This is a genomic window from Pseudarthrobacter sp. lyk4-40-TYG-27 (assembly GCF_030209295.1).
In the GTDB taxonomy this organism is placed as follows: domain Bacteria; phylum Actinomycetota; class Actinomycetes; order Actinomycetales; family Micrococcaceae; genus Arthrobacter.
The window spans coordinates 502343-522954 of record NZ_JARVSH010000006.1 but is presented as its reverse complement, the minus strand read 5'-3'; the positions used below and the strand labels follow the sequence as shown (position 1 = coordinate 522954).

Below are 20612 nucleotides of genomic sequence, written 5' to 3'. Positions count from 1 at the left end.
TAGGGACACCGGTTCCGCACCGGCCTGGAGTACCACGCAGGCCGCGGTCAATTCCGGGGCTATAGCTCAGTTGGTAGAGCGCTTCGTTCGCATCGAAGAGGTCAGGAGTTCGAATCTCCTTAGCTCCACCAGAACCCTGCCCCCAGCGCAATGTTTATGGGCGAAACGCAGTCGAATGCCCGGGCCGTTACTCCATGGCGGGCCTAGAGTGGCCCCATGGGAATAATCATCGGACTTCTTGTCATTTGGCTCATTCTGTCCATCGTCGGCTTTGTCGTGAAGGGCCTGCTCTGGCTCGCCATCATCGGCCTGGTCCTGTTCGTCGCAACAGGTGTTTGGGGTTGGCTCAAGCGCAGGACCAACGCCTGACCTGATCCTGACGCAACGCGCCAAACGCCCAAGGAACCACCCTCCACAATGGGGTGGGGCCTTGGGCGTTTGGTTTAAATCCAGCCCTTCTTCTTGAAGATTCCGTACATGAGTGCCGCTGCGGCCACCATCAGGCCCAGCGCCATGGGATAGCCCCAGGGCCAGTGCAACTCAGGCATGTTGTCGAAGTTCATGCCGTAGATGCCGGCAACGAACGACGGCGCGAACAGGATGGCCGCCCAGGACGAGATCTTCTTGACCTGCTCGTTCTGCTCGGCGCTGACCTCGTTCTGCCGGTTTGCCGTCAGTGTCCCATCCAGGGTCAGCGCGTTCTGCAAAATGTCGCGGAAGGAGTCTGCGCGGGAGATCACCCGTTCCACGTGGTCCTCAACGTCCCGCAGGTTGTGCCGCAAATCGGTCTCCACCCCGTATTTTTCGAAACCACGCTTCAGCTGGTCCATCATTTCCGGGAGGGGATGGATGGCGCGCTGGAACTGGATGACTTCCCGGGCCAATTCGTAAATCCGCCGGGACACCGAAGAATCGCCGCTGAAGAGTTGGTCCTCGATTTCGTCGATGTCGTTCTCGAGCCCGGCCACCACCGGGGCGTAGTCGTCCACCACCCGGTCCAAAAGGGCGTACAGGACGGCTTCGGGCCCATGCTGGAGGAGGTCGGGCCGGGCCTCCAGGCGCTGCCGCACCCTGGCTACGCCGGCCGTTTCGGCGTGGCGTACCGTGACCACAAAGTTTTTGCCCGTGAAGACGTGGAGCTCGCCGAATTCCACCGTTTCGTCTGAGTCCACATACCGGGCCGGGCGCAGGACGGTAAAGAGATTGTCGTCGTACCGCTCCAGCTTGGGCCGCTGGTGGGCTGAGACCGCATCCTCCACCGCCAGGCCGTGCAGCCCGAATTCCGCCGCCACCGCCGCCATTTCCTCCGCCGTGGGCCGGTAAAGCCCGATCCACGCCATGCCACCATGCCGGGCAAGGGTTTCGAAGGTCTGCTCCAGGCTTTCGGGCTCCGCGTGGCGGACACCGTTGACGTAGACGGCGTTATCGATGATGGTCATTCAGGAAATCCTAGCGGCCGCGGACGCGGCATTGCTGAGGCCGCTGATGAGGGGCTCTGTCCGGTAGGGGATATGGGTGTGCAGGGCCAGCACCGTCTCGGTCCGGATGACCCCTTTGATCCTCAGGACCTGGCGCAGCGATGCCTGGAGATTGTGCGTGTCCGTGGCCACCACCCGGCACCAGACATCCCCGCGGCCGGAGATTTCGTGGACCTCCAGGACCTGCGGGATAAGCCGCAGCGCCGCCACCACCCCGTCCAGTTCCCGGTGGGAGACCTCGATGGTCACGAAGGCCACGACGTCATAGCCCACCGCATCCAGGTCAACCTCGCGGCCGCCCGGACGCAGGACACCTGCGCGGAGCATTCGGCGCACCCGGGACTGCGCGGTGTTCCGGGCAATGCCCAGGGACTCGCTGAGTTCCCCGATCTGTATCCGCGGATCCTTGATCAGGGCCAGGAGGATCTTCAGGTCAGTGGGGTCCAACTTGTTCACGATCGTCACTCTCCACCACATTGGGATCTGATATTTGATGATTGTGCTCAATTATCCATCCAAGAACTGTTGGATCGCGCAACCCTGCTGCAGGCTTGAAGCATCACAGTTGTATCCGCACCGGCGTCCCACAAGGACTGTCCGCTGCGGCGATCCCTAAGGCGGCACGATGACGGTCTTCAGTGAGCTGCGCATGCGCCCGGCAGCGGCCACCCACGCCGGGTGGAATGCCTCCACCACGGCCCGGCTGGTTATTTCGGGTGCGGTCATTTTCATGCTCCTCGTAGGCGCCAACCTGGCCACACCGCTGTATCCCCTCCTGCAGTCCAGCCTTGGGCTCTCGAGCCTGGACGTCACGGCAGCGTTTGCCAGCTACGTCCTGGCGCTGGTGGGAACCCTGCTGGTGGCCGGCCACTGGTCGGACCACATCGGACGGCGGGCAGCCCTCCTGGTTGCTGTGCTGACGGGTCTGGCCGGCGGCTGGATCTTTGCGGAAGCGCAGTCGCTTGCTGCCCTCTGTGCCGGCCGGGCACTGCAGGGAACCGCCGTGGCACTTGCCACCGGAGCCAGTGCCGCCGCCCTGCGGGAGCTGCTTCCATCCCGGCCGGAGTGGGCATCGCGCTTTACGCTCCTGGCGTCCTCAGGAGGCGTCGCCGCAGGCCCGGTCATCGGCGGCCTGCTGTCGCTGCTTCCCGGCGCCACCACGGCCCCTTACGTCGTCCACTCCCTGCTGCTCGCCGGGCTCCTGGTTCCGCTGTACCTGATCCGTGCGCGCCCTGCCATCGTGGCCCCGGCACCGACCCGGCCGCTCCACGCCCTGGCGCCCCGGCGCCCTTCCGTGTCACGCCAGGCGCGCGGAGCCTTCTGGCTGGCATCCGGCGTCGGCTTCCTCAGCTTTGCCGTCTTTGGCTTCAGCCTTTCGCTGGCTCCCGGCTATTTCGCCCAGTTCCTGGCCACGGATTCCCGGCCGTTGATCGGCATCCTGGCAGGCCTGCCGCTGGGGGCTTCGGCCCTGAGCCAGCTGGTCACAGTTCGAGGCCGGTTCACGGTGCCGGCGGGCCTTGCCGTCCTTGGCGTTTCGGTGGTGATGCTGGGAGCCGCCGGTGCCTGGCACAACCCGGCGCTGCTGGTGGCAGCTGCGGTAGCCGCCGGCGTGGGGCAGGGACTGGCGTTCCGGACCGTCTTCAACGATGTCGCGGCCAGGGTGGAGCCCGCCCGGCACGCGCAGATCATCAGCACCGTCTATGTCATTACGTATCTGGGAAGCGCAGTTCCGGTCCTTGGCCTGGGGTGGGCCAGCGCTGCGGTGGGGATGGGCGCGGCGGTCCAGGGCTTCGTCCTGGTGTGCGGCGCGGCGGCGCTGGTCCTCTCCGCCGCGACGCTCGTTCAGTCCGCCAGGCGCAGCGCCGCCTGACGGCATTACCGGGCAACCCCGGTCACAGCCAGGCGCCCCGCTACTCCGGGAGCGGGCCGTGGTTGCCCTGGATGTGTTCGAAGACCAGGGTGGTTTCGGTATGGCCCACGACGGGGTCGGTAGCCAGGTTGTCCAGCACCCAGTCCCGAAGGTCTTCGGTGCTGCCGACGGCGATGTGCAGCAGGTAGTCCACCGACCCGGACGTGTGGAAGGTGGAGAGGACAGCCGGCAGGTGCGGTACCCGTGCCGTGAAGCGGTCGATCTGGTCGCGGTCGTGGGCGCGGAGCCGCACGGCCACCAGTGCCTGCACAGACCTGCCGATCGCCGACAGGCTCAACTTTGCCTCGTAGCCCTGCACAATGCCCCGCTCAGACAAAGCGCGGGTGCGCATCAGGGCGGTCGACGGGGCTATTCCCACCATCTCGGCGAGTTGCTTGTTGGAGATCCGGGCATCGGCCACCAAGGCTGCCAGGAGCCGTTCGTCAATGGCATCCAGGGGTTCCAGGTGCGCCCCGGGCCTGATGTTCCTGGCATTCGTGCTCACAGCGTTTCCTTCCAACGGGTCCTCTGTTCATCCTAGACCGCAGAAACGCCGTCATCCGCGGTACAGGAGCACGCCCGGCCGAACATTCAGGCTGCCCGGCGGTGCCTTGAAGCCCGTTAATTCGAGTCGGTCCAAGGCCGTCAGGCGGCGGCGGGGTCCGTTCCAGGATGGACGACGGCGACAGTTGCGGCCGTCAGGCACGCCAGGACGATCACGGCTCCCGCCAGGGCGTTCCAGCCCCAGGCCTGGAAAACCAGGCCGCCGGCCCAGCCGAGCAGGCTGGAGCCAAGGTAGTACGCCAGGTTGTACAGCGACGCCGCCTGGGCCCGGCCGGTGCTGGCTATGGCGCCCGTCCAGCCGGAACCGATGCTGTGGGCCGCAAAGAAGCCCCCGGTGAACACCACCAGGCCGGCCAGGATGAGCACCAGGTTCGAGGCCAGGGTCAGGGCGAGTCCGGCCATGGCAAGGGCAAGCCCTGCCAGGAGGACGTTGCGACGCCCGAACCGGGTGGTCATGGTGGCTGCCCAGCGGGAGGAGAACGTCCCGGACAGGTACGCCAGGAAGATCAGGCTGATAACGGTGGCCGGGAGTCCAAAGGGGGCGCCCGACAACCGGAAACCGAGATAGTTGTAGACGGCCACGAAACCACCCATCATCAGGAAGGCCTGCGCATAGATGGCCTGCAAGCGGACATTGCGCAGATGGCCGCCGAGCATCCGCAGGGCTCCGCGGAGTCCGGCCACCTTCGCGGGCACGAAGCCCTGCGCCCTGGGAACGAGGACCAGGAACGCGACGGCGGCGGCTGTCGCGAGCAGGGAAACGGCCAGGGCCGCGGCCCGCCATCCCCAGAGCTCGCCGACCGGGCCCGCCACCAGCCGGCCGGACAAGCCGCCCAAGGTGGTCCCGGCTACATAGCTTCCTGCCGCGAGCGCCGCGTGGACTTTGCTGACCTCCTCGTTGAGATAGGCGATGGCAATCGCGGGGATGCCGCCCAAGGCCATTCCTTCCAGCAGTCGCAGGGCCAGAAGCATCGCGAACCCGGATGACAACGGCACCAGCAGTCCCAGGACGGTGGCCGTGGAAATGCCCCACATCATGGCTTTGACCCGGCCGATCCTGTCCGCCAGGAAAGACCAGGGAATGACGGTGGCTGCCAGGCCAACGGTGGCCAGCGAGATGGTGAGCGCGGCTTCGGCGGCGGTGACCTGCAGGTCGGATGCCAGCAGCGGGAGGACGGCCTGCGTGGAGTAGAGCTGCGCGAACGTCGCCACACCCGCGCAGGACAGTCCGGCGAGGATGCGCCCGTAGGCCTTGGATCCCTTGGCGTGGCCGGTCCAGCGTGGGGGAGCGGCAACGCCGCCGCGCTGAGTCTTTGGCATGCCGCCAGCGTAGTCCCGCCCCAACTGATGCATCCAATGCATGTTTTATGTCAAACTCATAGCAAAATCGAATTTGCCGACCAGATGCGCCGCCCCGCTGGCCGCTCCGAAGACAGGCGCTCCCCGGCGGGCAAGGAAGGAAGCGGAAGTGGAACCGGACCGCAAGCAACTGGCGCAGCTCCTGCCGCTTCTTCCGGTCCTGGCTGAACTCGGCCGGACCGAGCACGTCACGGAAACCGCCGAGCTTCTGGGCGTACCCCAGTCAACGGTGAGTCGGGCGCTGGCCCGGGCAAGTGCCGCCGTCGGCACCGAGCTCCTGGTGAGGGACGGACGCGGCGTCCGCCTCACCCCTGCCGCGCGCACGCTCCTGCCCTACATCGAGCAGGCGCTCGCGGAGTTCCAGGCCGGATTGGATCTGGTGCGCAATGAGTCCGAGGTGGTCCGCGGGACGGTTTCCGTGTCCTTCCAGCACACCTTCGGCGAGGCCACGCTGCCCCTGCTGATCAGCACCTTCCGCGCCCGGCATCCCGGGACCGGGTTCCGGCTGAGCCAGGGCGCAAGGGACTCCTGCATTGAGGAACTGGCAGCAGGGGAAGCCGACCTTGCCCTCACGGCTCCGGTTGCCGCCCCCGGACGCACCCTTGATTCGGCGGGGCTGTACCGTGAGCCGCTCCGGCTGGTGGTCCACCATGCCCACCCGCTGGCGCGGCAGCGGACGGCCCGGCTGGCCGACATCAGGACCGAGCCATTCGTAGCGCTCGGCCCAGGCTATGGTCTGCGCTCCCTGACGGACGCCCTGTTCCGGGACGCCGGGTTCCGGCCGCGCATCGCCTTCGAAAGCCAGGACTCCCACACAGTCCGCGGGCTCGTCTCAGCCGGGCTCGGCGTCGGCATCCTGCCACCCGCCGCAGGGGCACCGGGCTGGACCGGCCGCCCCAAAACCGGAGACCTCGGTTGGGTGGAAGTACCGCTGGATTCCCGGCTGGCCTTCCGGGAGGTCGGCGTCAGCTGGCGGCGCAGGAAACCCGGCGCCGAGCCTGCGCCGGCACGCTTGTTCCGCGAACTGGTGGTGGCCGAAGGCCCGGGCCTGGTGGCCGGCCTGGCCACCCGGGCAAGTACCCTTGTGACGTGACGAACACCCAGAACACCCCCACCACCCACGCCGGGCCCGCTGACAATCCCGCCAATCCACTGCACGGCATCACGATCGGGCTGGACATCGGCGGCACCAAGACGCATGGCGTCCGCTTCGAGGACGGCATCCCCGTCGCCGACGAGTCCGCCGGAAGCTCCAACGTCCAGAACGTCACCCGGGATGAGGCAGCCCGCAACCTGGCGGACCTCTTCGCCCGGATCGGAGCCGGCCCCGTGGCACGGGTATACGCCGGATCCGGTGGCATCGACACCGACCAGGACGCCGCCGCCCTTGCCGGCCTGATCCAGCCCCTCGTCCCGGGGGCTACCGTCACCGTTGTGCACGACTCGCGCCTCCTGCTCGCCGCCGGGCGGGCCGCAACAGGAGTGGCGGTCATTGCGGGCACCGGCTCGGCCGCCTGGGGACGCAATGCCGACGGCGGCGAGGCCAGGGCAGGCGGTTGGGGCTACCTTCTCGGGGACGAAGGCAGCGGTTATTGGCTGGGCAGGGAAGCGGTGCGGCACAGCCTGCGCCGGATGAACCAAGGACTGCCGATCGATCAACTCACTTCCGCCCTGCTCAAGAGCTGCGGACTGGACCACCCGAACAAGCTCATAGCGCTGTTCCACTCACCCGAAACCGGGAGGCGGTTTTGGGCGCAGCAGGCCAGGCACGTCGTGGAGGCGGCGGCAGAAGGACACGCGGACAGCGCAGCCCTGCTGGAACAGGCCGGCAAGGACCTTGCCGCGCTGGCCGGCCAGGTGCTGGGACAGTTGGGACTCCACGGTCCGGTGATCCTTGGCGGCGGCCTGGGCATGAACGTGGTGCCCCTGCAGGACTCCTTCCGTCGGAATTTGGCCGACGCCGGAGTCACGGACGTCAGGGTCCTGGACCAGGAACCTGTCTTCGGTGTGCTGGAGCTGGTGGCCCGGCCCGCCTAGTCCACGGTGCGTTTCCGGGGCGTCAGCCGGACCCCCGGAAGGGGCGGGGCCGGGATGCGGCCGGCTTCGGCCCCGGCATCCGGCCCGTGTCCGTGCACCAGGCCGTAGCGGGCGCCGGCGGCCATGGCGTCCGGAAGTGTTGCCTGGGCCTCCCAGTCCCCGCGGGCCTGTTCCACTTCCTCGTGCGTGCGGCCCACGAAGTTCCACCACATCAACAGTTCCTCGCCGAAAGGCTCACCGCCGATCAGCAGGAATCGGGTGCCCGGGCGTGCCTGGACCTCCAGTTCGCTCCGCCCGGCGCCCAGGTAGCCCAGCGGCCCCGCAGGCAGATCCTGCCCGTCCACCGCCAGGCCGCCGTCGAGCACCAGGACACCGTGCTCAAAGTCCGGGTTCAGCGGCAGAACCGCGTCCCCTTCACAGGCGACGTCTGCGCCCACAATTGGCGAATACATCGTGGCGGGAGACACCACGCCGCCAAACTCACCCACCATGACCGTGGCTGAGAACCCGCGGCCATCCGCCACCGGCAACTCCCGGTGTTGTTCGAAGGCAGGCGCCCGGTGCCGGTGGGCATCGGGAAGCGCAACCCAAAGCTGCACGCCCCGCTGCAGCGGCAACCCGCCACCGTCGGCAGGAAGCACTGCGAACTCGGAGTGCGACACCCCGTGCCCGGCAGTCATGATGTTCAGTTCTCCAGGCCGAACAACCACGTCACTGCCCACGCTGTCCCGGTGCCGGATATGTCCTGCCAAGGGCCACGTCACGGTCTGCAGCCCGATGTGGGGATGGGGAAGGACCGACATCGCTGTCCGGTCCGGACCAAAACTGTCCAGGAAGCACCATGCCCCGATCGTCGGCAACCCGCGCTGCGGCAATGTGCGTTTGACGTTCATGGCGCGCACCCCGCCCAGCGGCACCTCGCGCTCCGGCCATAACTGCAGGCAGGGTCCGGATCTCCCTTCCGCCGGGGCCGGGGGACAGATTTCCTGCTGGGGTGAAACTTCCAAATTGGTCACGCCTTCACTTTAGGCGGGCCCCGGCCGGCCGAACATGCTCTTTCCCGCCCGGATACCCATCCGCCCCCGCCGCGGCACCGAATGGTCACAGTAGGGATTCCTTTGTGGGGTTTGGGGCCAGATCTGGTGAACCCGGCCCCTGATTGGGTTACCGTAACTATCAGCGTGCTGATGGCAAAGTCGCGGTGCTGGGATCAGCCCGTCCGAGAGAACAGGTAAGTCCGCACCATGGACCAGGCGATGATCGAGTTCCAGAGCGTCACCAAGCAGTACCCCGGCGGCCAGCCTGCCGTGGACGGGTTGTCCATGTCCATCGCCAAGGGCACCATTACCGTCTTTGTCGGTCCTTCCGGTTGCGGCAAAACGACGTCGCTCCGGATGATCAACCGCATGGTGGAACCAACGTCGGGAACCATCACGGTGGACGGCAAGGACGTCACCTCCGTCCCGGCCGCGGAACTGCGCCGCTCCATGGGCTACGTCATGCAGTCGGCGGGGCTGCTGCCGCACCGGTCGGTTCTGGACAACATCGCCACCGTGCCCCGGCTGAACGGTGTCTCAAAGGCTGACGCCCGCAAACGCGCCTCGGAACTCCTGGACGTTGTGGGCCTGGCGTCGTCCCTCGGCAAGCGCTACCCCTCCCAGCTCTCCGGCGGCCAGCAGCAGCGCGTCGGCGTGGCCCGCGCCCTGGCAGCAGACCCGCCGGTGCTGCTCATGGACGAGCCGTTCAGTGCAGTGGACCCCGTGGTCCGTGACGAACTCCAGCAGGAACTGCTGCGCCTGCAAAAAGACCTTGCCAAAACCATCGTCTTTGTCACCCACGATATTGACGAGGCCACCATCCTCGGGGACAGGGTGGCCGTCTTCGCCACCGGCGGCAAACTGGCTCAATACGCCACGCCGGAGGAGATCCTGCGGGCGCCCGCCAACAATTTCGTCGCCTCCTTCGTGGGGCGTGACCGCGGCTTCCGCCACCTTGGGTTCACCCCGTCCGACGGCGTGGTCCTGCACCCCGTACCTACGATTATCCGGGGCGCCCAAGGAAACGTGTCGGACCACGGTGCGGCCGGTGGCTGGCAGTTGGTGGTCGATGCCGACAAACGGCCCCTGGGCTGGTCGGCGCCCGGCACCGAAACTGAACTTGTTCCCGGCGGGTCGCTGTTCCGCCCCGGCGAGAGCCTGCGGCGGGCCCTGGACGCGGCCCTGTCATCGCCGTCGGGCCTTGGTGTTGCCGTGGATCCCGACGGCCGGGTGCTGGGGGTAGTCCGCGGCGGCGAGGTCCTGGCACTGATCGAGGAAGCGCGGCAGCTGCGGCAGGCGGCACTCTGATGGAGTGGTTCCTGGCCAACAGCGGCATGGTCTTCGAACGCGGCGGCCAGCACCTGGTCCTGGCGCTCGTTCCCATGGTCCTGGGCCTGGTGATTTCCATCCCGCTCGCCCAGCTGGCCCGGCAGAGCGGTGCGCTGCGCTCCGTGGTGCTGACGGCGTCGTCCCTGCTGTACACCATTCCCTCGCTGGCACTGTTCATCATCCTCCCCACCGTCCTGGGCACCCGCATCCTGGACCCCGTCAATGTGGTGGTGGCGCTCACCATCTACGCTGTGGCGCTGCTGGTCCGCGCGGCGCTCGACGCGTTCGACTCCGTGGATGCCGAAGTCAGCCAGGCCGCCCAGGCCATGGGGTTTAAACCGCTCGCACGCTTCCTGAAGGTCGACCTGCCGCTCTCCCTTCCGGTGATGTTCGCCGGGTTGCGCGTAGTGTCGGTCAGCAACATCTCCCTGGTCAGCGTTGCCGCCCTGCTGGGGGTTGGCAACCTGGGCATGCTCTTCACTGACGGCCTCCAGCGGGACTTCGTCACCGAGGTGGTAGTGGGGATCATCGCCATCCTGGTCCTGGCGCTGGTCATGGACGCCCTCCTCGTCCTGCTGGAACGTATCCTCACGCCCTGGGAACGGACAGGTAAACGGCGCGGAGGCGGGGACGGCGCCGGCCGCACGGGGGCCTCCGCCGCCACGGGGCCCCTCGCCGCAAGCGGGACGGGAGGGGGAGCATGAGCAACGTCATCTCGGACACCGTTGCGTGGCTCGCCGATCCGATGCACTGGTCCGGAAGCATGGGCATCCCCACCCGCCTGGTCGAGCACCTGCAGTACACCGGTCTGGTCATGCTGATCGCCACCGCCATAGCGGTCCCGGTTGGATTGTTCGTTGGCCATACCGGGAGGGGAAGGGTGGCTGTGGTTGCCCTTGCCGGTGCGCTGCGGGCCCTGCCCACCCTGGGCCTGCTGATCCTGTTCGTGCTGCTGGCCGGTATCGGGCTGATGCCCCCGATCTGGGCCTTGGTGATCCTTACCGTCCCACCGCTCCTGGCCGGGACGTACGCCGGTATCTCCAGCGTGGACCGTAACGTGGTGGACGCCGCAAGGGCCATGGGCATGACGGAATTGCAGGTCCTGTTCCGGGCCGAGTTGCCCAATGCCCTCACGGTCATGTTCGGCGGCTTCCGGACCGGCGTGCTGCAGGTGATCGCCACGGTTTCCGTGGTTGCCTACATCAACCTGGGTGGCCTGGGCCGATATCTCTTCGACGGCCTGGTCCTGAGCGACTTTCCCCAGATGCTGGGCGGGTCCCTGCTTATCGCTGTCCTGGCCATCGCCGTGGACCTGGTCCTGTCCCTATTCCAGAGGCTGTTCCTGGCAACAGGCACCTCGAAGCAGTCCCACCGCAGCCAGGAGGCTGCGGTTGATCTCACAGACCCCGTGGTTGCGGAGACTGTTGTACAAGGAGGTAAGTCATGAAAGATAGCCGTCCCCCACGCCTCGGCAGGCGGGCCTTCGGCGGCCTGGCCGCCGGGCTTGGCCTGGCAGTGGCGTTATCCGCCTGCGGTGGTTCGTCCAATCCGCTGAGCAACGCGCCGGCATCCAGCGGCGGCGCCTCCGGCGGGGCAACGTCCCTGGTGGTTGGTTCCGCTGATTTCCCGGAGAGCCAAATCATCGCCGAACTGTATGCCGGCGCCCTGAACGCCAACGGAATCACCGCCACCACCAAGCCGAACATCGGCTCCCGCGAGGTCTACTTCAAGGCCGTCCAGGACGGTTCCGTGGACGTGGTGCCGGACTACAGCGGCAACCTGCTGCTCTACGTCAACAAGGAAGCCACCGAGGTTTCCGCCGGCGACATTGCCAAGGCACTGCCGGGCAAGCTCCCGGACGGCCTGGCCGTGCTCGACGCCTCCAAGGCCGAGGACAAGGACGCCATGGTTGTCACCAAGGCAACCGCGGAGAAGTACCAGCTGAAGTCCATCGAAGACCTCGCCAAGGTCTGCAGCGACATCGTGGTGGGCGCTCCGGCCACGTTCGGTGAGCGCGCGTACGGCCTGCCGGGCCTGAAGAAGAACTACAACTGCGTGCCCAAGAAGCTGGAGCCCTTCAGCGACGGCGGCGGCCCGGTGACGCTCAAGGCGCTCCTTGAGGACCAGGTGCAGGTGGCGGATATCTACACCACCACGCCGTCGATCGCCGACAACGACCTGGTGGTGCTGGAGGACCCGAAGAACAACTTCATCGCCCAGCAGGTCCTGCCGCTGTACAACAAGGCGAAGATGACGGACAAGGCCAAGCAGGCCCTGAACTCAGTGTCCAGCATCCTCACCACCGATGACCTCATCAACCTCAACCGGGCTGTCAGCGGCAGCCAGAAGCAGGACGCCAAGACGGCCGCAGCCGCCTGGCTCAAAGACAAGGGCATCGTCAAGTAACAGCCCGCCTTCCCCGCCCACAGGGGCGGAGCAGCAGGTGATCACGACGGCGGCTGCCGGACTTCCAAAGGTCCCGCAGCCGCCGTCGCGCGTGTGGCGGAGGTCTCAACGGTGATGCATCCTTCCTGTGGCATATTTGAGGGATGGCAGAATTCAGGCAGTCCACGAAGCTCAACAACGTCCTCTATGACATCCGTGGACCGATCCTGCAGGCCGCCCAGCAGATGGAAGCGGAAGGCCACAGAATCCTCAAGCTGAACATCGGCAACCCCGCGCCGTTCGGATTCGAGGCGCCCGACGCCATCCTCGTGGACATGATCCGCCACCTGCCCCACGCACAGGGCTACAGTGACTCCCGCGGCATCTTTTCCGCACGCACCGCCGTCTCGCAGTACTACCAGACCCGAGGGATCCAGAACATCCACGTAGACGACATCTACCTGGGTAATGGCGTCAGCGAGCTCATCACCATGTCCCTGATGGCGTTGCTCGATTCCGGCGACGAGGTCCTCATTCCCACGCCGGACTACCCGCTCTGGACCGCCTCCGTGGCGCTCGCCGGTGGCAAACCGGTCCACTACCTGTGCGATGAGGAATCCGGCTGGCAGCCGGACCTTGAGGACATGGAAGCGAAGATCACGCCCCGGACCAAGGGAATCGTGGTGATCAACCCCAACAATCCCACCGGTGCCGTCTACCCCGATGCCACGCTCAAGCGCATCGTGGAGCTCGCCGAGAAGCACGGGCTGGTGGTCTTTGCCGACGAGATCTACGAGAAGATCCTGTACGAAGACGCCGTCCATGTGAATCTCGCCAAGCTCACCGGCGACGACGTCCTGTGCCTGACGTTCAGCGGCCTGTCCAAGGCGTACCGGGTGTGTGGCTACCGGGCCGGGTGGATGGCGATCTCCGGGCCCAAGAAGGAAGCCGCCGACTACCTGGAGGGCATCAACCTGCTGGCCAACATGCGCCTCTGCGCCAACGTCCCGGCCCAGCACGCCATCCAGACGGCACTCGGCGGCTACCAGAGCATCAACGACCTCATCCTTCCGGGCGGCCGCCTGCTGGAACAGCGCAACAAGGCCTACGACATGCTCAACGCGATTCCAGGTGTCAGCACGCAGCAGGCACGGGGCGCCCTGTACCTTTTTCCGCGCCTTGACCCGGAGGTCTACCACATCAGGGATGACGAGAAGTTTGTCCTCGACCTCCTGAGGGAACAGAAGATCCTGGTGTCGCATGGCCGGGCATTCAACTGGGTGCGGCCGGACCACTTCCGCATGGTCACGCTGCCGAACGTGAAGGACATCGAGGAAGCCATCGGCCGGATGGGGGACTTCCTAAGCCGGTACCAGGGGAACTAGCCTGTGGTCACGGGCGCGCCGCGTCCATGACCCTCCCAGGGAAGGACCCCCGTGGCCAGCATTGTCGGTTTCGACCAGCACCCCTCTGACACCCTGCGCGTTGGCAAGGGATTTTCCCTGGCCGCGGTGGACCCCGACGCCACTCCGGGCTACAGCGGCAACAAAGCTGACGGCGAAGCGCTGCTGGCTGACCTGGACGGGAAGCTCACGGAGATGCAGGAGAAGCTGTTCGCGGAGTCACGGTTCGGCGGGAGGAAGCGGATCCTGCTGGTCCTGCAGGCGATGGATACCGCTGGCAAGGGCGGCATCGTCAACCACGTCATGGCCACCATGGACCCCCAAGGCGTCCAGTTCAAGGCATTCAAGGCCCCCTCCGAGCAGGAGAAGTCCTACGATTTCCTTTGGCGCATCGAGAAGGAGGTGCCGGCGGCCGGGATGGTGGGGATTTTCGACCGCTCCCATTACGAGGACGTCCTCATCCACCGGGTCCACAATTGGGCCACGCCGGAAGAGATCACCCGTCGCTACCGGGCCATCAACGAATTCGAGGGACGCCAGGCAGACGCCGGCACCAGGATCGTCAAAGTGATGCTCAACATCAGCAAGGATGAGCAGAAGTCCCGGCTGTTGGCCCGCTTGGACAATCCCGCCAAGCACTGGAAATACAGCAGCGGTGACTTGAAGGAACGGGCCTTCTGGGACGACTACATGGCGGCGTACCAGGCTGCTTTTGACGCAACCAGCACGGCTGCGGCCCCCTGGTACGTGGTTCCGGCCAACAAGAAGTGGTACGCCCGGATCGCCGTGCAGCAGTTGGTGATGTCGGCACTGTCCGATCTTCGCCTGGAGTGGCCCAAAGCAGAGTTCGACGTGGATATCGAACGGGAGCTCGTGGCCCGGTCCTGACCGGCGGCTGCGGCGGCTTAGAGCGGCTGGTCGCGTGCGGCTGCCAACCTCTTCCGTGCGCCCTCCAGCCACTCCTCGCAACGTGCGGCCAGCGCCTCCCCGCGCTCCCACAATGCCAAGGATTCTTCCAGGCTTGCCCCGCCTGCTTCCAGCCTGCCCACCACCGCGATGAGCTGCTCCCGGGCTTCTTCGTAGCTCAGCCCCGCGACGTCCGACTCCGGTTTTTGTTCGGTCATGCCTTCTCTTCCAATCCTTGCTGGTGGTCTGGTTTGCCTGGTTGCAGCACCCCGGTGGACGTGGCGCCAAATCGGCCCTCGGCCACCCGGATCGACAAAGCGGACCCTGCCGGCGCCTCAGCAGGGCGGCGGACAACGGCGTGGCCGGACGCCGCAATCCGGGCGCTCTGGTCACCTGCCAGTTCGACGACGGCGTACCCCCGGTCGAGCGTCTTCTGCGGTGACAGCGCGCGTACCTGGGCCTTCAGGTGCTCCAGTTGGTCGGCCGCCCGCACCACCGTGGAATTCACGGCCGCCGAGGAGCGCCGCAGCAGCCGCTCTATTTCCTCGGCGCGGACGGAAACCATACCCTCGGGTGCTGCCATCACGGGCCGCGAGTGGAGCGAGGCCAGGCGGTCCGACTCGCGGTCCACCAGCCGTTCCATGCAGCGCCGCAGCTGTTCCCGCGCCTGGCGGACGCCTGCCAGTTCTTCGGAGACTTCCGGAACGATCCGCTTGGCAGCATCCGTAGGCGTGGAGGCCCGAAGATCGGCAACGTAGTCCAACAACGGACGGTCCGCCTCATGCCCGATGGCACTGACCACGGGGGTGGCCGCGGCAGCCACTGCCCGGACCAGGTCCTCGCTGTTGAACGGCAGGAGGTCCTCCAGGGCGCCACCGCCCCGGGCAATGACAATGACGTCAACTTCCGGCAACCCATCCAGTTCACGGAGTGCCCGGACCACCTGGGACACCGCGGTGTTGCCCTGCACCGCTACTTCACGGATCTCGAACTCCACGGCCGGCCACCGTAATGCCGCGTTGCGCAGGATGTCCTTCTTCGCGTCCGAGTCGCGGCCGGTGATGAGGCCGATGCGGTGCGGCAGCAACGGCAGGGGCTTCTTCCTCGAATCGGCGAACAGGCCCTCCGCGGCCAGCGCCTGGCGCAGCCGTTCGATCCTGGCCAGAAGGTCGCCCAGGCCGACGGGACGGATGTCCCGCACCAGCATGTTCAACCGGCCGGTCTTCATCCAGAACTCGGGTTTCAGCAGCGCAACCACCCGTGAGCCCCGCTCGAGCGGAAGGTTCTGCCGCTCCAGCACTTTCGTCCAGACGGACGCGGGCAGCGATACTTCCGCATCAACGTCGCGAAGGGTGATGTACGCGTTGGTGCCGCGGCGGTTCAGTTCGATGACCTGGCCTTCCACCCATGCCGACGGAGTGCGGTCGATGTGCGCCTTCAGCTTCTGCGACAACAGCTGGAGGGGCCACGGATTGTCCGGGCTGGTTTCCGCTGCGGTGGCCGGCAAAGTGGTGGGTGCGGCACCCGGAAGGGATGCCTGGTCAGACATGCGGACGCCGGTGCGGGGCTGGTGCTGCGGGCATGGGGTCCTTCAACTGTTGTGGGCGGTCAATCAACCTTATCCATAAGGTCTAGCACCCGGGGCTGACAGGGACGGCCAGGCGGCCTGCCTAGGATGGAGTGAGGCCCCCAACCCCGAAGGACCTGCCGTGCGCACTTTCATTTCCGCCCTCGCCACCGTGCTGGGCATCCTCCTGGCATCCGTCGCCGTCCCCGCCATGTGGGTGGACCGGAACATCATCCAGGAAGACGGATTCGTCCGGCTTGCGGCGCCGCTGGGCAAGAACGCGGACTTCCAGAAGAAACTCGCTGCCGCGGCCGTGGGAACGATCGATACGGGTTCGGTTCTCAGCGCCCTGTCCGGGCTGGTCGATTCGGTCCTGGAGAAGGCCGCGGAGTCCCTGACCCAGCTTCCCGGCTACCCCGCAGCGTGGGAGGAGACCCTTCGCAGGAGCCACCGCCTGAACTTCGCAGGCCCGGCGGGGGAGGCCGGCAACGTTCCGGCGTCGTCGCTGACCCTTGACGTAGCCCCGCTGGTTGCCCTCGGTTCGGAGGAAATCTCCCGCACCACGCGGCTTCCCCTCAACCCGCCGGACCAGGCCCTCATCAACGTCGGCCAACCCGCACAGCGCGAGTGGGCGGAGCGGCTGTCCACCTACGCGCCCATGGGCTACATCGCCGCCATCGGTGCCGGCATTGCGTTCCTGCTGGCACTCGTCGCAGCCCGCCGCCGCTGGACAGTCCTGTTCGGTGCGGGCCTTGGCGGCCTGGCCCTCGCCGGTCTCTGGTCGCTCGGACTGCAGCTGGGATCGGCCCGCGCCGCGACCGCAGACACGGGCAGTTCGGTGGCAAACATGTTCCGCGACGAATTCGTGGGTGTGGCAGCGGCTGACTTCCAGGCGTGGATCGGTGCCACCGCGGTGACTGGCGGGGTCCTGGCGGCAGTGGGAATTGTGACGTTGTTCGCCTCCCGGAAACGGGTGCAGGCCAGCCGGTAGCATGGAGGGATGACCACCTCGGCTGTACCCCTTTCGATGCCAACCGTTCCGCGCCGGCGCCGCTCTCCCCAAGAAGTGGCGGACGCGGCCCCCGTGAACGGAACCAAGAAGGTGCTGCTGGCCGCTCCGCGTGGCTATTGCGCCGGTGTTGACCGCGCAGTGATCGCCGTCGAGAAGGCCCTGGAGCACTACGGTCCGCCCGTGTATGTCCGCAAGCAGATCGTCCACAATGTCCACGTTGTCAGCTCGCTCGAGGAAAAAGGCGCCATCTTCGTGGACGAGACTGACGAAGTGCCAGAGGGCGCTCTGGTGATCTTCTCGGCCCACGGCGTTTCCCCGGCCGTCGTCGAATCGGCGGAGAGCCGAGGACTGCGCACCATCGATGCCACCTGCCCCCTGGTCACCAAGGTGCACAAGGAAGCCGTCCGCTTCGCCAAGGACGACTTCGACATCCTCCTGATCGGCCATGACGGCCATGAGGAAGTGGAAGGCACCTCCGGTGAAGCGCCGGACCACATCCAGATCATCAATGGGCCCCACGAAGTGGACAAGGTGACCGTCCGCGATCCGGAAAAGGTCATCTGGCTGTCCCAGACCACCCTCAGCGTCGACGAGACCATGGAAACCGTCCGGTTGCTCAAGGACCGGTTCCCCACCCTGCAGGACCCGCCCAGCGATGACATCTGCTATGCCACCACAAACCGGCAGGTGGCCATCAAGAAGATCGCGCCCAAGGCAGACCTGGTGATCGTGGTGGGTTCCGCCAACTCGTCCAACTCCGTCCGGCTGGTCGAGGTGGCGCTGGAATACGGCGCCAAGGCCTCGTACCGGGTGGACTTCGCGAACGAGGTTGACGAAGCCTGGTTCGAAGGCGTTGCCACCGTGGGCGTCACGTCCGGGGCCTCAGTTCCGGAGGTCCTGGTGCAGGACGTCCTGCGGCTGCTGGCCGACTATGGCTACGGCGCGGTGGAAGAAGTGGTCACCGCCGAGGAGGACCTGCTGTTCTCGCTGCCCAAGGAACTCCGTGCAACCCTCAAGGAAGCCGGCGATGTCAGCCGCGCCCTGGGCGGCCGCCGGACCCGCAGCTGACCACCCCCGCCGCCGGGGACCCAGCACAGCAGGCCGACGGCGGCAAGCAACAGCGTGAAGGAAGGGCCGGGCAGTTTCAAACACCTGCCAGGCCCTTCCAGCACCCCCGACGGTCCTCAGGCCGCTTCGTCGTCGCCCTGGAGTTCAGGCGCCACCAGCGCGCGCGGGGTTGCTTCCACCAAGGCCGGCGTGACGAGGCCTGAATCTTCCAGGGTGTTGAGCTTCCGGGCCGTGGGCAGGATCCGCGCTTCCAGGGTCCCCACCATAGCGTTGTAGCGATCCACCGACGACTTCAGGGACGAGCCGAGCTTCCCGACGTTCTCACCCAGCGTCCCCATCCGGTCGTACAGCTGCCGCGCGAGCTCGAACAGTTCGCGTGCGCTGTCCGTCAGGACATCCTGGCGCCAGGTGAACGCCACGGACTTCAATACCGCAAGCAGCGTGCTTGGCGAGGCGAGGACCACGTTGCGTGACAATGCATAGTCCAGGAGTCCGGCATCTGCCGTCAGCGCCGCCGCAAGAATCGATTCCGCGGGAATAAAGCAGACCACCAGTTCCGGCGAATTTCCCGGAATGTCCCAGTACTTCTTGGTGCCCAAAGCGTCCACGTGCGCCCTCAACGCTTTGGCGTGCGCTGCCAGCAGTGCCTGGCTGCGGGCATCATTCGCGGACCGCGCCCCGGAGGGCTGGACCGTGCGGGGATCCGCCACACCGAGATCCTGTGCCTCCAAGTAGGACGACAACGGCACCTTGGCGTCCACCACAAGTTGTTTCCCGCCGGGCAGCTGCACCACCAGGTCGGGGCGGACGGAAGAATCGTGGCCCGCACTGTGGGCCTGCTCCACGAAGTCCACGTGGCGGAGCATCCCCGCGGCCTCCACGACCCGCCGAAGCTGTACCTCGCCCCATTGGCCCCTGGCACTGTTTGACCGTAAAGCCGATTCCAGCGCGTGCGTGGAGCGGATCAGCTGCTCGTCGGACAGCCGGGCTTCCTGCAACTGCTGTGCCAGCTGGCCGTACTGTTCCACCCGGTCCCGTTCCAGGAGCGCCACCTGATGCTGGACCGCGGACAGTTTTTCGGCCACCGGGGCCAGGGCACGCAGCACGCTGCCGTCCTGCGTCCGCGCCTCACCGAGCTCACGGTTCTGGGCAGCCAAAAGCCGCCGCTCGGCGTCGGCCGCTGCCAACTGGGCCGTCACCTCCGAAAGCCGGGACGAGACCGCGTCAAAGTCCGCCTCCAGTCCGCGGGAGTTCCTGCGCAGCAGGACGTACATGGCCGCCGCACCGGCCAGTGCACCCAGCAGCAACATCAGAAGGGCCAAAATCAAGGCAAAAGCATCCATGGCTTCACTGTTGCACGGGCCTCTGACAATCACGGCCAGTGACATCCCCGGGTACTGGCGGCAGGGCCCCGGCGGGTAGAATCAATGCTCGTGGCTCTTACTATTGGCATCGTCGGACTGCCCAACGTCGGCAAATCAACCCTTTTCAACGCACTGACCCGCAACCAGGTGCTCGCGGCGAACTACCCGTTCGCCACGATCGAGCCCAACGTCGGCGTCGTCAACCTGCCGGACCCGCGGCTGGAAAAGCTGGCTGCCATCTTCGGCTCCCAGCGCGTGCTTCCCGCCGCCGTGTCCTTCGTCGACATCGCCGGGATCGTCAAGGGCGCCTCGGAGGGCGAAGGGCTGGGGAACCAATTCCTGGCCAATATCCGCGAGGCCGAGGCGATCGCCCAGGTGGTCCGCGTGTTCGACGATCCCGACGTCATCCACGTCGACGGCAAGGTGGACCCCCGGTCCGACATGGAGACGATCAACACCGAGCTGATCCTCGCTGACCTGCAGACGATTGAAAAGGCCGTCCCGCGGATCGAAAAAGAAGTCAAGATCAAGAAGCGCGAAGCCGCCGAACTGGCCGCCGTGAAGGCCGCCCAGGCGGTGCTGGAACGTGGCGACACGATTTTCTCCTCGATCAAGAGCGACAAGCTGGAGATGGAGCACCTGAAGGAACTCGGCCTGCTGACCGCAAAGCCGTTCATTTACGTCTTCAACTCCGACGAGGGAATCCTCGGTAGCCCCGAGAAGCAGGCCGAGCTGCGCGCCCTGGTGGCCCCGGCCGACTGCATCTTCCTCGACGCCAAGCTTGAGTCCGACCTTGTCGAACTGGACGAGGAAGAAGCCCGCGAGATGCTCGAGATGAACGGCCAGGACGAATCCGGCCTGGACCAGCTCGCCCGTGTTGGCTTCCACACCCTGGGGCTCCAGACGTACCTCACCGCCGGGCCAAAAGAAACCCGCGCCTGGACCATCCGGCAGGGCGATACAGCACCTCAGGCCGCCGGTGTCATCCACTCCGATTTCCAGCGCGGGTTCATCAAGGCCGAGGTGGTGTCCTTCAACGACCTCGTCGAAGCAGGATCCATGGCCGAGGCAAAGTCCCGCGGCAAGGTCCGGATCGAGGGCAAGGAATACGTCATGGCCGACGGCGACGTGGTGGAGTTCCGCTTCAACGTCTAGTCCAGGGGCGCCGGTGCGATGGCTGCGAAGCATCCGGGG

Annotated in this window: 21 protein-coding genes and 1 tRNA gene; 14 read left to right on the top strand and 8 right to left on the bottom strand. The window is 66.4% G+C overall.

Going from position 1 to position 20612, the window contains the following annotated elements:
* Positions 1-55 precede the first annotated feature (55 nt).
* Positions 56-131, top strand: a tRNA-Ala gene (locus QRM96_RS14170).
* Between the two features lie 85 nt (positions 132-216).
* A complete protein-coding gene (locus QRM96_RS14165) occupies positions 217-369 on the top strand; it encodes a hypothetical protein (protein WP_018760353.1) in 153 nt (50 codons plus the stop codon).
* Positions 370-443: 74 nt separating this feature from the next.
* Here the strand turns inward: QRM96_RS14165 and corA are convergent, their stop codons facing one another.
* Both corA and QRM96_RS14155 read right to left on the bottom strand, forming a co-directional pair.
* Positions 444-1439 carry a magnesium/cobalt transporter CorA gene (corA, locus tag QRM96_RS14160; RefSeq protein ID WP_285320027.1) on the bottom strand — a complete coding sequence of 332 codons (996 nt, stop codon included), beginning with the start codon at positions 1437-1439 and terminating at the stop codon, positions 444-446.
* Positions 1440-1934: an Lrp/AsnC family transcriptional regulator gene (locus QRM96_RS14155; RefSeq protein WP_196803301.1), complete on the bottom strand. Its 495-nt coding sequence runs from the start codon at positions 1932-1934 to the stop codon at positions 1440-1442.
* Positions 1935-2103: 169 nt separating this feature from the next.
* Between QRM96_RS14155 and QRM96_RS14150 the strand changes: the two genes are divergently transcribed.
* Positions 2104-3348, top strand: coding sequence for an MFS transporter (locus QRM96_RS14150; protein ID WP_285320026.1), 1245 nt, complete (start codon positions 2104-2106; stop codon positions 3346-3348).
* Positions 3349-3388: 40 nt separating this feature from the next.
* Here the strand turns inward: QRM96_RS14150 and QRM96_RS14145 are convergent, their stop codons facing one another.
* Together QRM96_RS14145 and QRM96_RS14140 are read right to left on the bottom strand one after the other, a co-directional pair.
* Complete coding sequence (locus tag QRM96_RS14145; protein WP_018760349.1) at positions 3389-3892, bottom strand: Lrp/AsnC family transcriptional regulator; 504 nt, start codon at positions 3890-3892, stop codon at positions 3389-3391.
* Between the two features lie 140 nt (positions 3893-4032).
* Complete coding sequence (locus tag QRM96_RS14140; protein ID WP_285320025.1) at positions 4033-5271, bottom strand: MFS transporter; 1239 nt, start codon at positions 5269-5271, stop codon at positions 4033-4035.
* A gap of 148 nt (positions 5272-5419) precedes the next feature.
* Here QRM96_RS14140 and QRM96_RS14135 point away from each other — a divergent pair, with 148 nt between their 5' ends.
* Both QRM96_RS14135 and QRM96_RS14130 read left to right on the top strand, forming a co-directional pair.
* Positions 5420-6403 carry a LysR family transcriptional regulator gene (locus tag QRM96_RS14135; protein WP_285320024.1) on the top strand — a complete coding sequence of 328 codons (984 nt, stop codon included), beginning with the start codon at positions 5420-5422 and terminating at the stop codon, positions 6401-6403.
* Positions 6400-7347 carry an N-acetylglucosamine kinase gene (locus tag QRM96_RS14130; protein WP_285320023.1) on the top strand — a complete coding sequence of 316 codons (948 nt, stop codon included), beginning with the start codon at positions 6400-6402 and terminating at the stop codon, positions 7345-7347. The genes QRM96_RS14135 and QRM96_RS14130 overlap by 4 nt, the downstream gene beginning before the upstream one ends.
* Here QRM96_RS14130 and QRM96_RS14125 read toward each other — a convergent pair.
* Positions 7344-8363 carry a pirin family protein gene (locus tag QRM96_RS14125; protein WP_285320022.1) on the bottom strand — a complete coding sequence of 340 codons (1020 nt, stop codon included), beginning with the start codon at positions 8361-8363 and terminating at the stop codon, positions 7344-7346. The two genes, QRM96_RS14130 and QRM96_RS14125, sit on opposite strands and share 4 nt — an antisense overlap.
* A 228-nt stretch (positions 8364-8591) precedes the next feature.
* Here QRM96_RS14125 and QRM96_RS14120 point away from each other — a divergent pair, with 228 nt between their 5' ends.
* The 6 genes from QRM96_RS14120 (at position 8592) to QRM96_RS14095 (ending at position 14389) form a co-directional block, all read left to right on the top strand.
* The gene (locus QRM96_RS14120) at positions 8592-9692 is read left to right on the top strand and encodes an ABC transporter ATP-binding protein (protein ID WP_018760344.1); all 1101 of its coding nucleotides are present in this window, start codon (positions 8592-8594) and stop codon (positions 9690-9692) included.
* Positions 9692-10417: an ABC transporter permease gene (locus QRM96_RS14115; RefSeq protein WP_133831028.1), complete on the top strand. Its 726-nt coding sequence runs from the start codon at positions 9692-9694 to the stop codon at positions 10415-10417. The genes QRM96_RS14120 and QRM96_RS14115 overlap by 1 nt, the downstream gene beginning before the upstream one ends.
* The gene (locus QRM96_RS14110) at positions 10414-11160 is read left to right on the top strand and encodes an ABC transporter permease (protein ID WP_285320021.1); all 747 of its coding nucleotides are present in this window, start codon (positions 10414-10416) and stop codon (positions 11158-11160) included. The genes QRM96_RS14115 and QRM96_RS14110 overlap by 4 nt, the downstream gene beginning before the upstream one ends.
* A complete protein-coding gene (locus tag QRM96_RS14105; protein ID WP_109863705.1) occupies positions 11157-12119 on the top strand; it encodes an ABC transporter substrate-binding protein in 963 nt (320 codons plus the stop codon). The genes QRM96_RS14110 and QRM96_RS14105 overlap by 4 nt, the downstream gene beginning before the upstream one ends.
* 143 nt (positions 12120-12262) lie before the next feature.
* Positions 12263-13483 carry a pyridoxal phosphate-dependent aminotransferase gene (locus QRM96_RS14100; protein ID WP_133831027.1) on the top strand — a complete coding sequence of 407 codons (1221 nt, stop codon included), beginning with the start codon at positions 12263-12265 and terminating at the stop codon, positions 13481-13483.
* A gap of 51 nt (positions 13484-13534) precedes the next feature.
* The gene (locus QRM96_RS14095) at positions 13535-14389 is read left to right on the top strand and encodes a polyphosphate kinase 2 family protein (RefSeq protein ID WP_109863707.1); all 855 of its coding nucleotides are present in this window, start codon (positions 13535-13537) and stop codon (positions 14387-14389) included.
* Between the two features lie 17 nt (positions 14390-14406).
* Here QRM96_RS14095 and QRM96_RS14090 read toward each other — a convergent pair whose 3' ends face one another.
* Positions 14407-14625, bottom strand: a complete 219-nt coding sequence (locus QRM96_RS14090) for an exodeoxyribonuclease VII small subunit (protein ID WP_109863708.1) — start codon at positions 14623-14625, stop codon at positions 14407-14409.
* Positions 14622-15956 (bottom strand): exodeoxyribonuclease VII large subunit, encoded by a 1335-nt coding sequence (gene xseA, locus QRM96_RS14085; RefSeq protein WP_109863709.1) that lies wholly within the window; start codon positions 15954-15956, stop codon positions 14622-14624. Before xseA ends, QRM96_RS14090 begins: the two co-directional genes overlap by 4 nt.
* Before the next feature lie 160 nt (positions 15957-16116).
* On the opposite strand from xseA, the gene QRM96_RS14080 reads away from it, so the two are divergent.
* A complete protein-coding gene (locus tag QRM96_RS14080) occupies positions 16117-16965 on the top strand; it encodes a hypothetical protein (protein WP_285320020.1) in 849 nt (282 codons plus the stop codon).
* Positions 16966-16974: 9 nt separating this feature from the next.
* A complete protein-coding gene (locus QRM96_RS14075; RefSeq protein ID WP_285320019.1) occupies positions 16975-18054 on the top strand; it encodes a 4-hydroxy-3-methylbut-2-enyl diphosphate reductase in 1080 nt (359 codons plus the stop codon).
* Between the two features lie 116 nt (positions 18055-18170).
* On the opposite strand, the gene QRM96_RS14070 is transcribed toward QRM96_RS14075, so the two are convergent.
* Positions 18171-19397, bottom strand: a complete 1227-nt coding sequence (locus tag QRM96_RS14070) for a DNA recombination protein RmuC (protein WP_109863712.1) — start codon at positions 19395-19397, stop codon at positions 18171-18173.
* A 90-nt stretch (positions 19398-19487) separates the two neighbouring features.
* Between QRM96_RS14070 and ychF the strand changes: the two genes are divergently transcribed.
* The gene (gene ychF / locus QRM96_RS14065; protein ID WP_109863791.1) at positions 19488-20573 is read left to right on the top strand and encodes a redox-regulated ATPase YchF; all 1086 of its coding nucleotides are present in this window, start codon (positions 19488-19490) and stop codon (positions 20571-20573) included.
* Positions 20574-20612: the final 39 nt, after the last annotated feature.